Source organism: Kribbella sp. NPDC048837 (assembly GCF_055586945.1).
The window spans coordinates 336,792-349,808 of record NZ_JBVJHF010000001.1; the positions used below are offsets into that span (position 1 = coordinate 336,792).

A 13,017-nucleotide genomic window follows, 5' to 3' on the forward strand; every position below is an offset into this window, starting at 1 on the left:
CCTGCGCCCTGCAGGGCTACCGCCCCGCACCCCGGCGTGACGACGCGCTCATGCCCTCCCCGGACGTACCGTCCGCGCCCGCTTGCCGATGACCGACCGGCCCACAGGCGACCGCACCGATCACATCGGAAGTTGCCTGCACCCTTGTGCGGCATGCGCTCGACCGGGTTGGTGCAATCTGGTCAAGTTCCTCGAGGACGCTCTCCCCGCGCCGTAGGCGTGGACTGCTGTTCCGCCAACCGCTCTCTCTTCTCGCGCTCGCGCCGATCCATCCGCCGGAACAGTGCCCGATCCGCAAAGAACACGTAGATCCTGAGCCCAATCCCGATGACCGCGCCGAGGGGTAGCAGAACGAACAGGACAAAGTAGGTCACTAGCTGGATCACGAGGTCCTCCCCCGCTGACATCTCTGATCAAGCCCACCGTGTTACATCGTCGCGGCGGCGCGGCGACCCACCAACGATCACCAGCGGCACCCGTAGACCTGCCGCGCGGTGCGACTTGGCACCCGGTGGTCGGGCTGGTTAGGCGGCCGCGGCTGGGGTGGGTTGCAGGATTTGGCGGAGGGATTTGCGGCTTCGGTGGAGGCGGGACATGACGGTGCCGGGTGGGACGCCGATCATGGTGGCGATCTCGCGGACGGTGAAGCCTTCGAGCTCGAAGAGGAGGAGGGCGCTGCGGTAGTGCTCCGGCAGGGACGCGAGGGCCTGGCGGAGGTGCTCGTCGAGCATCGGGCCGAGGACCGCGGCTTCGGCTGAGGCCTCGGCGTGGCGGCGGTCGACGGCGTTGTTCGGCTGCCAGGCGCCCGGGATCGTCTTCGGCTCGTGCAGACGCTTGCGATAGCCGTTGATGAACGTGTTCCGGAGGATCCGGTAGAGCCAGGCGGTCAGGTTCGTCCCGGAGCGGAACCCGGAGAATCCGCAGTACGCCCGCAGGTAGGTCTCCTGCAGCAGATCGTCCGCGTCGGCCGGGTTCCCGGTGAGTCGGAGCGCGGCGGCGCGGAAGCGCGGCAGCAGCGGGATCGCCTCGGCTTCGAACCGGGCCTTCAGCTCTTCCGCGGTGGACGACGTCACACTACGAGAGTCACCCCGGTCCGTCTCGTTGTCGTCGCGGAGAGCCTCCATCCCACCCTCCCACTGACCGGACGTCGGACTACCTGCTGGCAGGCATCCCGTCACCTCGGTTAGCGTTCGTCCAAGGGAAGCGTGGTGGGATGGAGCGTGGCCGGACGAATTCAGCGGTCGTCCGCCGGCTGACTGGATTGCTCGCAGCCGGCCTGCTGGTCGCTGCCGTGACCGGGGTCATCAAACTCGCCGAGCCGCACGTCCCGACCCTCAGCCTGCTGGTGCTCTATCTGCTCGCCGTACTGCCCATCGCGATCTTCTGGGGTACGGCGCTCGCCGTCGTCACGGCCGTGCTCAGCGTGTGGGCGTACGCGTCCTTCTTCGTCAGCCCACTCGCCGACGTGCAGAACGCGATCGGCCTGGGGGTGTTCCTCGTGGCGGCGGTGGTCGTCGGCGAGCTGGCGGCCCGGCTCCGGCGGGCGGCACTGCAGGCGCGGCGACTGTCCGACGAGCAGTCCGCGCTCCGGCGGGTCGCCACCCAGGTCGCTCAAGGAGTGTCGCCAGGTGTCCTGTTCGACACCGTAACCGAGGAAGTGGGGCGACTCTGCGACGCCGATCTCGCGCGGATGGAGCGCTACGAACCGGACGGGACGGTCACCGGTGTCGCGGCCTGGAGCCGGGTGCCCGCCCACCTGGTGGTGGGGGAACGCTTCGACCTCGACGGGCTGAGCGTCGCCCGTGAGGTACGCTCCCGCGGCGAACCGACCCGGCTGGACACTTTCGCCGGCGCGTCAGGCACCATCGCGGAGGAGGCGCGGGCCCTCGGGATTCGTTCCTCGATCGGCTGCCCGGTCACGGTCGGCGGCCGCCTCTGGGGCGTCGTCGCCGCCTCCACGACCAGGGACACGCCGTTCCCGGCCAAGACCGAGGCCCAGATCGCGGCCTTCACCGAGCTCGTCGCCACCGCGATCGAGAACGCCGAGGCCCGGGCCGAACTGATGGCATCGCGCGCCAGGGTGGTGGTCACCGCCGACCGGACCCGCCGCCAGATCGAGCGCAACCTGCACGACGGCGCCCAGCAACGGCTCGTCTCACTCGCGCTCCGGCTGCAGACGACCCAGGCGAAGGTGCCGCCTGAGCTGGTCGAGCTGACCGGGGAGCTGGACCAGGTGCATCGCGGACTGACCGACGCGCTGGACGAGCTCCGCGAGACGGCGCGCGGCATCCACCCGGCGATCCTCGCCGAGGGCGGCCTCAGTCCAGCACTGAAGTCGCTGGGCCGCCGGTCGGCGATCCCCATCCGCCTGACGCTCCGCGCGGAGCCGCGGCTGTCGGAGCGGCTCGAGGCGAGCGCCTACTACTTCGTCTCCGAGGGTCTGACCAACGCGGCGAAACACTCGCGTGCCTCGCTGGTCGCGGTCACCACCGACATCACCGGCGACGCACTCCGGGTCGAGATCCGCGACAACGGGCAAGGCGGCGCGGACTTCACCCGCGGCACCGGGCTGATCGGCCTCCGCGACCGGGTGGAGGCACTCGGCGGCCGGCTGGACCTCCACAGCCCTCGCGGCGCCGGGACCACCCTGACCGCGGAGTTCCCGCTCGCCGGCACCTGACAGTCCCTACGGTGGGTGGCCGGACGGACAGAGAGTCGCGTTAGCCGGAATGCGCAGGCTCACCCGCCGCGTGATGCTGGGGCCATGGCCTTGCGCTGCTTCATCGTCGACGACAGCATCGAATTCCTCGAGGCTGCCCGGTTCCGGCTCGAAAGTGACGGGATCACCGTGGTCGGTGTGGCCTCGACGATCGAGCAGGCTCTCCGGCAACTGGACGACGCCGCGCCTGACGTCGTACTCGTCGATGTGAGCCTCGGCAGCGAAAGCGGCCTCGACCTGGCCCGGCGGATAGAGACCGAGACGGACGTGGATCCCGCGCGGGTCATCCTGATCTCCACCCACGCGGCCGAGGACCTGATCGACCTGGTCGAAAGCGTGCCGGCCGCGGCTCTGCTGCCCAAGACAGCGTTGTCGGGCGTCGCAATTCGCCGGATCCTCGACGTCACGTAGAACTGGGTCCTTGCACTGCGGCGGATGATCTCTACCGTGAAGACATGACGATCGACTCGGCCGGCGAGCGCGACGCGGCCCGGACCCGCGTGCTCCTGGCCGAGGACGACGTACTCCTGCGCCAAGGGCTGGCCAGCCTGCTCGAGCAGTCCGGGTTCGAGGTCGTCGGGCAGACCGGCGACAGCGCGTGGATCCTGCCGCTGGTGCGGGAGCTGACGCCCGACCTGGTCGTGGTGGACATCCGGATGCCACCGACGCACAGCACCGAAGGGCTGGACGCCGCGCGCGAGATCCGGCGGGAGTTCCCCGACGCCGGGATCCTCGTCCTGTCGGCCCACGCCGAGGTCGAGCACGCGATGGAGCTGCTGGCGTCCGGCCAGCGGATCGGCTACCTCCTGAAGAGCCGCGTGACGGATGTCGGCGACTTCATCGAGACGCTGGAGCGGATCCTCCGAGGTGGCTCGGTGATGGACCCTGCCCTGGTCCAGGAACTGGTCCAGGCCCGCCGGGCCGACGACCCGCTCGCCGAGCTCAGTCCGCGGGAGCACGAAGTACTCGCGTTGATGGCCGAGGGTCGCTCCAACGGCGGCATCGCGCGCCAGCTCTGGGTGACCGAAGCGACCGTGGAGAAGCACGTCCGGCACATCTTCGCCAAACTGCGGCTTCCCGAGAGCAGCGCCGACCACCGCCGGGTGCTGGCCGTGATCACGTACCTCGACTCGCACTGAGTACCGGTCAGCCAGCCCCGGGGTTCCGGTTAGCGGGTACTCCGTCTGGACGCTGGCCGTGCAGACGCCCGCCGTCCGATCCCGGATCGTAGTGACGAGACCAGCGGCCTGGGGACGACCAGAGGGACCGATCGCGATGTTCACGACAAGGCCCCGGCGCGGAGCCGACTGGTGGCGCACGGCCGTCATCTACCAGGTCTACCTGCGCAGCTTCCACGACTCCGACGGCGACGGTGTCGGCGATCTTGCCGGCGTGCGCGCGAAGCTCCCGTACCTGCGGGCCCTCGGAGTCGACGGCATCTGGCTCAACCCGTTCTACCCGTCACCGCAGCACGACCACGGGTACGACGTCTCCGACTACTTCTCGGTCGACCCCCGCTACGGCACCCTCGACGGTTTCGACCGTCTGGTCCAGGACTCGCACCGGCTCGACCTGAAGGTCCTCATCGACCTGGTCCCGAACCACTGCTCGACCGAGCATCCCTGGTTCGCCGCGGCGCTGGCCGCCGGCCCGGGGAGTCCCGAGCGCGAGCGCTTCCACTTCGCCGACGGCCAGGGAGAGAACGGCGAGCTGCCGCCCAACAACTGGCGCTCCATCTTCGGCGGCCCCGCGTGGCAGCAGGCTCCCGACGGTCAGTGGTACCTGCACAGCTTCGCGCCGGAACAGGCCGACTTCAACTGGCGCCATCCGGACGTGGCGGCGTACTTCGAGCAGGTACTGCGCTTCTGGTTCGAGCGCGGCGTGGACGGCATCCGGATCGACGTGGCGCACGGGTTGCACAAGGCAGCCGGCCTGCCGGACCACGAGCAGGCGATCGACGACGAGCTCACCGGCGACCCGGTCAACCCGCACGCATGGAACCAGCCCGAGGTGCACGAGGTCTGGCGCCGGTGGCGGCAGATCGCGGATGGATACACGGTCTTCACCGGCCGCGAACGCGTGCTGGTCGGCGAGGTCGGCGTACTCGATGCGCGGGAACTCGCGCTCTACCAGCGCCCGGACGAACTGCATCAGACCTTCTACTTCGAGTTCCTGCGCGCGCATTGGGACGCACAGATCCTGTCCGACGTCGTCGACCGCGGGCTGGGCACGATCCAGGACGCCGGCTCCGCGGTCGCCTGGGTGCTGAACAACCACGACATGCCGAGATCCGTCACGCGCTATGGCGGCGGGGCTCCGGGAGCTCACGCCGGTGACGTCGATCTCGGGACGGCTCGGGCGCGGGCGAGCGCGTTGCTGATGCTCGCGCTGCCGGGAGCGGCGTACCTCTACCAAGGCGAAGAGCTCGGTCTGCCCGAGGTCACGGATCTGCCGGAGAGTGTGCTGACCGATCCGATGTTCCACCGCAGCAACGGCGTACGCCGGGGCCGGGACGGCTGCCGGATTCCGTTGCCCTGGGCAGCCGGCGAGGACGCGTTCGGATTCTCCCGGTCGGATCCGTGGTTGCCGCAGCCCGACTGGTTCGCCGCGCATGCTGTGGACCAGCAGTTGAGCGGGAGCGAGTCGATGCTGCAGCTGTACCGCGAGGCACTCAGTTTGCGGGGGCGGCTTCCGGCACTCGCCTCGAATCACTTCGGCTGGCTGGCGACGGAACCCGGCGTACTGGCCTTCACCCGCGGCGATGGTTTCTGCTGCGTGGTCAACTGCTCGTCGCGAGTCGTCGCTCTGCCGGTCGACGGCGAGCTACTGCTGGCGAGTCATCAGGAAGCCGGCGACAAGCTTCCGCCCAACAGCGCGGCGTGGTACCTGCACACGCCGTCGACCCCCACCAGGCTGGCGGGCCTGGCGTCTTGAGAGAACCCCTCCAACACCTCGGCGCCAGGCCTGCCCTCCACAGGAGTTCCCCATGCGACAGATTCGGATAGCGAAGGTCAATCGCAGAAAAGACAGACGGTACGACGACGACGCCGTGCTCCCGCTTGACGCCAGGGACCCGGACATCGTCAAAGCCAAACAAGCCCGCCTCAGACGCGAAGAACACCTCCGGTAGCGCCGGTTCCGTGGACCGGCTGACCAGACACGGCACTGAGGTCAGAGCTGTGTTCGATCTCCTGGGACACGACGAGAACGATCTGACGGCTGCGCTCGGATTCACGCTCGCGAACTGTCCTGCCCTGCTGGAGGCGATCGTCCGCCGGACAGCGCCGGGGCTCGGACGGCTTGCGCCCGACGCGATCACCATCGACCTCGAGGTCCGTGACAAGGTCGGCCGCACGGACTTGGAGATCGTTGCTCCAGGCGCCGTACTCGTCTTCGAAGCCAAGCGCGACTGGCTGCTGCCGTCCGTCGAGCAGCTCGCGAACTACGCGCCCCGGATCCGGGCCCACGGAGGCGGAGTCCTCGTCACCCTGTCGCAGGCCAGCGAGGCTCTGGCCGGAGCTCAGTTGCCGCCCGAGATCGACGGCGTACCGGTGATCCATCTGCCGTGGCGGCGTGTTCTCGCCGACATCGCCGCGGTCCGGTCAGACTGCCGCGGCCGCGAGCGCTTCTGGCTCGACCAGCTCGATACCTACCTTGCGGGAGTGGTCAACGTGCGCAGCGTGGCAGACAGCTGGACGTACTGCGTCGTCCTCAACGAGGAACGTCCTGGCGGCGGAGGCGCGCTCACCTTCCGCCAGTTCGTCACCGACGAGCTGTGCTACTTCCATCCGTACGGCGTCGGCGGCTGGCCGACCGATCCGCCCAACTTCATGGCCTTCCGCTGGGGCGGGTCGGTACACCGGATTCACCGGGTCGTCACCGCCGAGGTGGTGCCCAGCCTCCTTGATCGGTGGCCGGACACCCCGGCGACCGAGGACACGACGCGGCCGCATGCGATCTACGCGCTCGGTCCGCGCATCCCGCCGTTCGACCCGATACCGAACGGCGCGCCGTACCGCGCAAATCGGCTGTGGGTCCTACTCGACCAGCTGCAGACCGCCCCCACTCTCGCGCAGGCACACGAACAGTCGAAGGCATTGAACAGCTGACGATCAGGCTTCGCCGCCGGAGCCTAGTTGGGTGAGGGGATGGCATTCGCCGGCTCCTGCGAACCGCTCCCCCAATCGGCCGATGCGAATTCCGATGCGCGGGCTACTGGTCGCGGTTATGGTCCGTTCGTGGCCCCGACCGACGACGACATCGACGCTTTGCGCCCGATCTCGATCAGGGACGGCATCGTGACCAGACCCGCTTCGTCCTGGTCGCCGACCGTCCACGCATTCCTGCGGTACTTGCGCGGACAAGGACTCGCGTGCGTACCAGAGCCGATCAGTGTCGACGGCAACGTCGAACGGCTCGTGGTCATCGAGGGTGAGGCCGGCGCGGACGGCTGGGCGCACCAGCACTCCGAGGCTGGGCTACGCTCAGCGGCCCGGCTGCTGCGGACGCTCCACGACGCGTCGATCGGCTGGGAGCCACCACCGGATGCGGTCTTCTGCGCGCCCGACGTGGAATCCGAGGCCGAGACCGTCTGGTGTCACGGTGATGTCGGCCCCTGGAACATGGTGTGGCACGGCGACGAGGCCGTCGGCCTGATCGACTGGGACTTTCTGCATCGCGGACCGCGGCTCGATGACGTCGCCTACGCACTCCAGTGGTTCACACCCGCCCGCAGCGACGAGATGGCGCTGACCTGGCACCACTTCCCCACTGTCCCCGACCGGGCCGCGCGCGTACGCGTCTTCCTGCAGACCTATGGCGGACTGCCGTCCTTCGACGTCGCCGAGGCGATCGCCACCCGGATGGAGGCAACCATGGCCATGGAGTTGTCGCTGGCCGAGGCCGGCGTCGAGCCGCAGCGGACCTGGGTCGCCGACGGCAGCCAGGAGTGGGCCGCCGGCGAGGCACGATGGGTGCGCGAGCACGCCCAGCTGCTGACGCCCTGATCCGTTCTAGAAGCCCGGTTCCTGACGACTGCGAAACGTCAGAAGGCCTTCGATCCCGCGCAGGAATGTCTCGCAGACGGGGTTCGGATCCGTCAGGCAGCCGGCGGCCATCGCGCCGTCGCGCAGCATCACGAAGTGCCGGGCCGCCGGTTCTGCGTCGATCTTCCCGGTGCCGGCGAAGAGCTCGGTGATCGTTGCCAGGAACCACTGCCGATGCCTGAGCACGGCCTGGTGGACCGGATGGGCCGGGTCAGGGTATTCGGCGGCGGCGTTGAGGAACGCACACCCCCGGAAGCCGGGTCTCTGGATGTCACCGGCGATGGACCGGCCGACGCTTCGCAGGATGTCGTCCGGGCTCGCGTCCGGAGTCCGCGCGGCGCTCACCTGCGCACGGAGTGCCTCGTCGGCCTGCGTCAGGTAGGCGACGATGAGGTCGTCCTTGCTCGGAAAGTGCCGGTAGAGCGTGGCCCGCGTGACCTGTGCCTTCGCGATGACGCGGTCGACGCCCACGGCATGGATGCCTTCGCCGTAGAAGAGCCCAGTGGCCGTGTCGAGCAGTCGAGCCCGTGCTTCCGACATTCCGTTCCCGTCCGATCTCTGAAGTGCTGTGGCGAGCGTAGCAGATAGAACGATCGGTCTTGACAACGACAGACACGCTGGTGCAAGCTCCCGGTGTACCGATCGTTCTATCTATCCCTTTGAGAGAAGGATCCGATGTCCAGCTCAATCGAAGCCGTCGACGCGGGCCGCGCCGGCACCGCGGCTGATGCCACCAGCAGCACCAAGACGCTCCGCACTCTGTACTACGTCCGCTTCGGATTCGCCGTCAGCTGGGCGATCCTGATGATGGCGATCGGCAAGACGATCAATCCGGGAACTGTCGCCCTGCTGGTGATCTACCCGCTGTTCGACCTCGCCGCGGCCGTGATCGACGTCCGCTCCTCGGGCAGCACTCGGCCGAAAGCGCTGCTCTACATCAACATCGGTCTGAGTCTGCTCACCGCCATCGGGTTGTCCGTCGCGGTCGCCTCCGGGATCCCGAGTGTGCTGCGGGTGTGGGGCCTCTGGGCGATCACCGCGGGCATCGTGCAGTTGATCGTCGCCATCGTGCGCTACCGGCTCGGTGGCCAGTGGGCGATGATCCTCAGCGGCGGCATCTCCGTCATCGCCGGCAGCAGCTTCATCCTGATGGCGGGCGGGCCGAAAGCTTCACTCACCACAGTCGCCGGCTACGCGATCCTGGGCGGCGTCTTCTTCCTGATCTCCGCCATCCGTCTGCACCGCCTTGCTGCGAAGGCGAACTGAGATGACGAACTCCGACTTCGACGTCGTGGTCATCGGCGCCGGACCGGTCGGCGAGAACGTTGCCGACCGGGTGGTGCAAGGTGGCCTGACCGCGGCGATCGTGGAACGCGAACTGGTCGGCGGGGAATGCTCCTACTGGGCCTGCATGCCGACCAAGGCGCTGCTCCGCGACGCCGCCGCCGTACGCGCCGCTCGTGCACTGCCGGCCGCGGGCCAGACCGTCACGAGTGACCTCGACCCGGCCACGGTGCTGGCTCGGCGCGACCGATTCACCTCCGGCTGGAACGATTCCAGCCAGGTCGAATGGCTGAACCACGCAGGGATCGCCCTGATCCGCGGACACGGACGCATCACCGGCACCCGTACCGTCACCATCACCCACGCCGACGGCACAACCACAGCGGTGCACGCACGCCACGCGGTCGTGATCGCCACCGGCAGCAGCGCCCACATGCCACCCATTCGAGGACTGGCGGACGTGGCACCGTGGACAAGCAGGGAGGCCGCCGCCGTCCAGACCATCCCGAATCGGCTGGCCGTCATCGGTGGCGGCGTCGTCGGGTCCGAGATGGCCACCGCGTTCAGCGCCCTCGGCTCGCAGGTGACACTCGTCTCCCAGAGCCGGCTGCTGCCGGGTGTGGAGCCGTTCGCCAGTGACCATGTGGCCGCTGCCCTCCGAACGGCCGGAGTGTCGGTTCACCTGGGCGTCGACGCCATCGAGGCCCGCCGGGACGAGTCCGGCACGGTGCACCTCACCCTCTCCGACGGCACAACCGTCGAGGCTGACGAAGTTCTCGTCGCCACCGGACGTACACCCAACACCAAGAACCTCGGCTTGGATCAGCTCGATCTCTCCCCCGGAGACTGGCTGCACGTCGACGACACGCTCACCGTTGTCGACGACGCGGGCAAGCCTGTGGACGGTGGCTGGCTGTATGCCGCGGGCGACGTGAACAAGCGAGCCGTCCTCACCCATCACGGCAAGTACCAAGCTCGCGCCCTGGGAGACGCGATCACCGCACGAGCCCGCGGCGAGAAGCTCGACCTCGATCCGTGGGGACGCCATGCGGTCACCGCCGACGAACGCGCCATCACCCAGGTGATCTTCACCGATCCCGAAGTTGCCGCCGTCGGCCTGTCCGCCGAGGCCGCCTCGGCGGCCGGCAAGGAGATCCGGGTCGTCGACCAGGACCTCGGGGCGGTCGCCGGCGCCGCACTGCACGCCGACGACTACCGCGGCCAAGCCAGGATGATCATCGACGACGACCGCAACACCCTCATCGGCTTCACCGCCGTCGGCCCCGACGTCGCCGAACTTCTCCACGCCGCGACCATCGCGATCACCGGCGAGGTCCCGCTCGACCGGCTCTGGCACGCCGTCCCCGCCTACCCGACCATCAGCGAGGTCTGGCTCCGCCTCCTCGAAACCGACGGGCGCGACCGGTAAGTCCAGCGCACGAGGGTCATCCACCCGAGGCGGCGAGCCCCGGACGGCTCAGGGGTCGCGTGGACTCATCCACGGTTCCTCTCACCACAGTCGCTCGTGGGAGAGCGCCGACCTCGGCAGTCGACCGCGCGATCAGCGCGCCCGCGGGCGCGAGCCCCGCAGGTCGCGGAGCACGCGTGGGAAAGAAACTACTTGTCGTCGGGGTCGATGACTTCGCCCTGGATCACGTCGTCGGAGGACGACGGCGGCCGGGGTTGCGTGGGGCCGGGGATGAAGTTGCCCAGGTTGGTGGTGCCGAACTGCGTGGCTACGCGGCGGTTGAAGAAGCCGGACAGGGCTCGGCGGGCCAGCGGGCGGGTGAACGGGAGGACGAAGAAGAAGCCGAAGATGTCGGTGACGAAGCCGGGGGTGAGCAGGAGGGTGCCGCCGACCAGGACGAGGGCCGCGTCGGAGAGTTCGCGGCCGGGCATCTTGCCGGACTGGAACGAGGTCTGCAGTGCGTTCCAGGCACGCTTGCCTTCACGCTTGATCAGCCACGCGCCGAGCGCGCTCTCCACGAGCAGCAGCCCGACCGTCGGCCAGCCGCCGATCACCTGGCCGACCTGGATGATCACGTAGATCTCCAGGATCGGCACCACCAGCAGCGCGAGCGCCACGAACCACGGCATGTCCTACCCCTTCCGGCCTAAGACACCAGCGTACGGAACGGGTGGGTACGGCGGACCCTGAGCGGACCCTGGCTCAGACCGGAACCTTCTCGCGGCTGGGCGTCGCAGCCGGCGGAGTTTGCGGACCGTCGGTACGCCGCCGGCGCCGGGCGACCAGCGCCAGCACGATGCCGAGCAGTCCGAGGCCGGTCAGGATCCACTGCGGCCACCCGCCGATCGTGGTGGCGAGCGTGTGCGTGTCGCGCACCGGGACCGTGGCGACGTACACGTCCGGCACGAACTGCGCCGACTTGTGCTCGACGGTCCCGTCGGGCCGGATCACGCCGGAGATCCCGCTGGTGGACGCGATCAACACGGTCCGGCCGGTCTCGATCGCGCGCATCCGGGTGATCGCGAACTGCTGTTCCGGCTGCCCGGTCCCGCCGTACGTCGCGTTGTTGGTCTGCACGATCAGGACCTGGGCGCCACCGTTCATCAGGTCCGAGATCACGTTGTCGTAGGCGAGCTCGAAGCAGATGATGTCGCCGTACGTCACACCGTTGATCGGCATCACGCCCGGGACCTTGCCGGGCGCAGTCTGCCGGCCGATCATCTCCAGCCGCTTGATGTAGGGCAGCAGCTGGTCGCGGAACGGGATGTACTCACCGAACGGCACCGGGTGCCGCTTCGCGTACCGCTGGCCGGGGCCGGTGACCGGGTCCCACACGATGCCCGTGGTCTGCCGCTCGTCCGGACCGGGGCCTTCGGTGACGGCACCGACCAGGATCGGTACGTCGACGGCCTTGACCGCCTCCTCGATGTCGGCGCGGGTCTCGTCGTCCTTGTACGGGTCGATGTCGGTCGAGTTCTCCGGCCAGATCACCAGGTCCGGCTTCATCTCCGTGCCGTCCTGGACCCGCTTCTCCAGGTCGAGGGTCGCGCTCAAGTGGTTGCGCGTGACCGTACGCGCGCGGCCGAGGAACTCCAGCCCCTTCCCGGGGACGTTGCCCTGCACCATCGCGGCCTTCACCGTCTTGCCGTCGCCCTCGGTCGACAGGGTGATCAGCGAGCTGCCGAAGACGATCGCCAGGCCGGCCACGAGCGCGACGGCCCGGAGCCGCAGGCGGCTCGCCGGCCGGAGTACGGCGTACAGCAGGACGCCGACGAACGCGATCACGAAGCTCAGCCCCGGGATGCCCACGAAGGCGGCGAGCTTGCCGAGCGAGAGGTCGGAGAACGCCCAGGCGAGCTTGCCCCACGGGAAGCCGCCGAACGGCACCGAGGCGGTGGCGAACTCGGTCGCCACCCACAGGCACGGGATCCACAGCATCCACAGCTTCAGCTTCAGCACCTGGGTCGCGAACAACCCGAAGACGGCGTAGAAGAGCCCCTCGAGGATCGCCAGCGCGACCGCGGCGTCGCCACCGATCACGGTGATCCACGGGATCAGGACCGCGTAGTAAGTGATGCCGAAGCCCGCACCGATCAGGAACCCGCCCTTGGCGGAGGCACCGTTCAGCGCGGCCAGGAACAGGGGTACGGCGACGATCGCGAGCCAGGGGTGGTCATGCGGTTCGAAGGCCAGACCGAGCAGCGCGCCGGCCGCGACCGCCACGGCAACCCTCGGCAGCAACCGCCCCAGAGCCTTCAACCGGTGCACGCGGTAACCCCTTGTCCTCACTGATCCGGCGGACGCCGGTCGCACGACCGTACAACGTCCCGGACACGCAAATGTATCCGGTCAGTAGCCATTCGGCACCGATCGCGGAACGTGAGGATGTCGTCACGAAAGAGGAAAGAGGCTCGGCGCTCCTTCGGACCAACCGCCGGCCCGCTGGCTGCGAACCGCCCGGCTGTTGTCTACTGGGCGCCGAACCTCTTCCACCTCTGCCC

General features: G+C 68.8%; 12 protein-coding genes. 8 read left to right on the top strand and 4 right to left on the bottom strand.

Annotated features, from left to right (window positions below; translation table 11 throughout):
• Nucleotides 1–524: 524 nt before the first annotated feature.
• Nucleotides 525–1,124: a sigma-70 family RNA polymerase sigma factor gene (locus ACZ6O0_RS01700; RefSeq protein ID WP_465762881.1), complete on the bottom strand. Its 600-nt coding sequence runs from the start codon at nt 1,122–1,124 to the stop codon at nt 525–527.
• Between the two features lie 89 nt (nt 1,125–1,213).
• Between ACZ6O0_RS01700 and ACZ6O0_RS01705 the strand changes: the two genes are divergently transcribed.
• From ACZ6O0_RS01705 to ACZ6O0_RS01730, 6 genes are all read left to right on the top strand, one after another.
• On the top strand, nt 1,214–2,680 hold the full coding sequence (locus ACZ6O0_RS01705) for a sensor histidine kinase (protein WP_465762882.1): 1,467 nt from the start codon (nt 1,214–1,216) through the stop codon (nt 2,678–2,680).
• An 84-nt stretch (nt 2,681–2,764) separates the two neighbouring features.
• Nucleotides 2,765–3,130: a response regulator gene (locus ACZ6O0_RS01710; RefSeq protein ID WP_465762883.1), complete on the top strand. Its 366-nt coding sequence runs from the start codon at nt 2,765–2,767 to the stop codon at nt 3,128–3,130.
• 44 nt (nt 3,131–3,174) lie between these two features.
• Nucleotides 3,175–3,858, top strand: coding sequence for a response regulator (locus tag ACZ6O0_RS01715; RefSeq protein WP_465762884.1), 684 nt, complete (start codon nt 3,175–3,177; stop codon nt 3,856–3,858).
• Nucleotides 3,859–3,994: 136 nt separating this feature from the next.
• Nucleotides 3,995–5,653, top strand: coding sequence for a glycoside hydrolase family 13 protein (locus tag ACZ6O0_RS01720; RefSeq protein ID WP_465762885.1), 1,659 nt, complete (start codon nt 3,995–3,997; stop codon nt 5,651–5,653).
• 245 nt (nt 5,654–5,898) lie between these two features.
• On the top strand, nt 5,899–6,828 hold the full coding sequence (locus tag ACZ6O0_RS01725; RefSeq protein ID WP_465762886.1) for a hypothetical protein: 930 nt from the start codon (nt 5,899–5,901) through the stop codon (nt 6,826–6,828).
• A gap of 129 nt (nt 6,829–6,957) precedes the next feature.
• Complete coding sequence (locus tag ACZ6O0_RS01730; RefSeq protein WP_465762887.1) at nt 6,958–7,725, top strand: aminoglycoside phosphotransferase family protein; 768 nt, start codon at nt 6,958–6,960, stop codon at nt 7,723–7,725.
• 6 nt (nt 7,726–7,731) lie between these two features.
• Here ACZ6O0_RS01730 and ACZ6O0_RS01735 read toward each other — a convergent pair whose 3' ends face one another.
• A complete protein-coding gene (locus ACZ6O0_RS01735; RefSeq protein ID WP_465762888.1) occupies nt 7,732–8,304 on the bottom strand; it encodes a TetR/AcrR family transcriptional regulator in 573 nt (190 codons plus the stop codon).
• A gap of 135 nt (nt 8,305–8,439) precedes the next feature.
• On the opposite strand from ACZ6O0_RS01735, the gene ACZ6O0_RS01740 reads away from it, so the two are divergent.
• Together ACZ6O0_RS01740 and ACZ6O0_RS01745 are read left to right on the top strand one after the other, a co-directional pair.
• Entirely contained in the window at nt 8,440–9,030 is a 591-nt protein-coding gene (locus tag ACZ6O0_RS01740; RefSeq protein WP_465762889.1) for a hypothetical protein, read from the top strand.
• Between the two features lies 1 nt (nt 9,031).
• Complete coding sequence (locus ACZ6O0_RS01745) at nt 9,032–10,477, top strand: dihydrolipoyl dehydrogenase family protein (protein ID WP_465762890.1); 1,446 nt, start codon at nt 9,032–9,034, stop codon at nt 10,475–10,477.
• A 188-nt stretch (nt 10,478–10,665) separates the two neighbouring features.
• Here the strand turns inward: ACZ6O0_RS01745 and ACZ6O0_RS01750 are convergent, their stop codons facing one another.
• Together ACZ6O0_RS01750 and lnt are read right to left on the bottom strand one after the other, a co-directional pair.
• Nucleotides 10,666–11,145 (bottom strand): FxsA family protein, encoded by a 480-nt coding sequence (locus ACZ6O0_RS01750; protein ID WP_465762891.1) that lies wholly within the window; start codon nt 11,143–11,145, stop codon nt 10,666–10,668.
• A gap of 73 nt (nt 11,146–11,218) precedes the next feature.
• Complete coding sequence (gene lnt / locus ACZ6O0_RS01755) at nt 11,219–12,784, bottom strand: apolipoprotein N-acyltransferase (protein ID WP_465762892.1); 1,566 nt, start codon at nt 12,782–12,784, stop codon at nt 11,219–11,221.
• Nucleotides 12,785–13,017 lie beyond the last annotated feature (233 nt).